This is a genomic window from Microcoleus sp. B5-D4 (assembly GCF_036705145.1).
Classification (GTDB): Bacteria; Cyanobacteriota; Cyanobacteriia; order Cyanobacteriales; family Microcoleaceae; genus Microcoleus.
This window is the reverse complement of record NZ_JAUBTV010000019.1, coordinates 1-1,650: the sequence shown is the minus strand read 5'-3', so window position 1 is coordinate 1,650 and position 1,650 is coordinate 1. Positions and strand designations below refer to the sequence as shown.

General features: G+C 44.1%; 1 protein-coding gene. It reads right to left on the bottom strand.

Features of this window, described 5'->3' with window-relative positions; all coding sequences use genetic code 11:
• Window positions 1-41: 41 nt before the first annotated feature.
• Entirely contained in the window at window positions 42-1,358 is a 1,317-nt protein-coding gene (locus QUB10_RS11725) for an ABC transporter substrate-binding protein (protein WP_333202243.1), read from the bottom strand.
• Between the last annotated feature and the right edge of the window lie 292 nt (window positions 1,359-1,650).

Genomic DNA, 1,650 nt, shown 5'->3' with positions numbered 1-1,650 from the left:
CAGGCATCTTGCCTGTTTCTAACAGAGGCAAGATGTCAAATTTACGAAGCTTGGGGTTGTTTCAAACTGCCTAATAAATTACGAGTTTCGCTAGCGGCTGCTTTCATTGCTTGTTCTGCACTCATTCTCCCGGTAAAAGCTGAACTCAAATAACGCTGCAAAATATCAGAAGCTTGAGCGTATTGTGCCAGGGGCGGGCGCAAAGCTGGCCGTTCCACTACTTTTAGCAGTTGCGGGTAGTGGGGATATTTGGCGACTATTTCTTTGTTGGTAAACAGCGATTTGTAACTAGGAATTAAACCTGTTTGTATAATAAATTTGCGCTGGGTTTCCTCGCTGGTAAGGTACTGAATTGCTTTCCACGCTTGTTCTGGATGTTTTGAGGTTTTGGCAATTCCCCAGCCCCAGCCACCCAAGCAGGAACCGCCTGTTTTACCCGTACTGCTGAGCATTGGCTCGATCGCAATTTTGCCTCTAACATTCGATCCTTCGGCATTTGCCAGCTTCCAAACATAGGGCCAGTTTCGCAAAAATAGCGCTTTACCGTTTTGAAACAACAGCCTGGTTTCTTCTTCGCCGTAGGTGGTGACACCCGGAGGAGAAATGCCAGAGGCGATCGTATTTTTGAGAAATTCTACTGCTTTAATTGCCTCCGGTTTATCTAACCCAACTTCAAAACTTTCAGGGTTGGCCCAGAAGCCGCCGAAACCGGATAGCACCTCGACAAACATCGCAGATACTCCCTCGTATTGTTTACCTTGCCACAGATAACCCCAAGTTGCTTTTCCCTGTTTCTGCAAGTTTTGAGAGATTTTTACCATCTCTTCAAAGGTTTTCGGCGCTGGAATTTTCGCTTGTTCTAAAATGTCTTTGCGGTAATAAAGCATTCCGGCATCGGAAGCGTGGGGAATTCGGTAAAGTTTGCCCCGATACCGCCCGCCTTCGACGTTTCCTTGGATAAATTTTGATAGTTGTTCGGGGGAAATTCTGTCTGTCAAATCGCTTACCCAACCTGCGGCTGCAAATTTGGGAACCCAGACAATATCCATGTTGATGATGTCGTAGGGCGAGTCGCCTAAAAGAAAGGCAGATGTGTAAAGATTTTCTATGAGGTTGCTGTCGAAAGGCCCTTCTATGAGGTTGATGCGAATGTTGGGGTTTTTCTGTTCAAATTCTTTGACAAAGGGTCTCCAGTTAACAAGGTCTTGACCTTGCATTAACATGGTGAGCACGACTGGCTGTTGAGTCAGTGCCGGCAGAATAAATAAAAGTAAGACGGTGGCTAATGTGGCAGCGAATAAGGCTAAAAGACGTGGACGCTTATGGCTTCGTTGCTGCGGGGAATTTATTTTTTGCATTGGCTTTTGAGAAATGGCGGTGCGATCGCCTTATTTCTCTCATAACTCGCTTTCTTTTGTTTCGCTGGATTTAGCGAGTTTGTGCAATAAAAGTTTAAGTAAACTTTAGCTTACTTAATAATAGTTGAGTGAAGAGTGCAAATTTTGATTTAAGTAGGTGGAAGGGGAGTTTAGTAGACATCTATCTATAGAGAGATATTGAGAATATTGTCTAACAATACTCCGGACAGTTTTTAAAGAGGAATGCGATCACAATAAAATAGAGAAGTGAAAAAAGTGAGTGCGATCTGAA

What these genes read in the sequence shown, in the direction of transcription:
- QUB10_RS11725 (WP_333202243.1), bottom strand. Translation starts at nt 1,358, where the DNA reads ATGCAAAAAATAAATTCCCCGCAGCAACGAAGCCATAAGCGTCCACGT.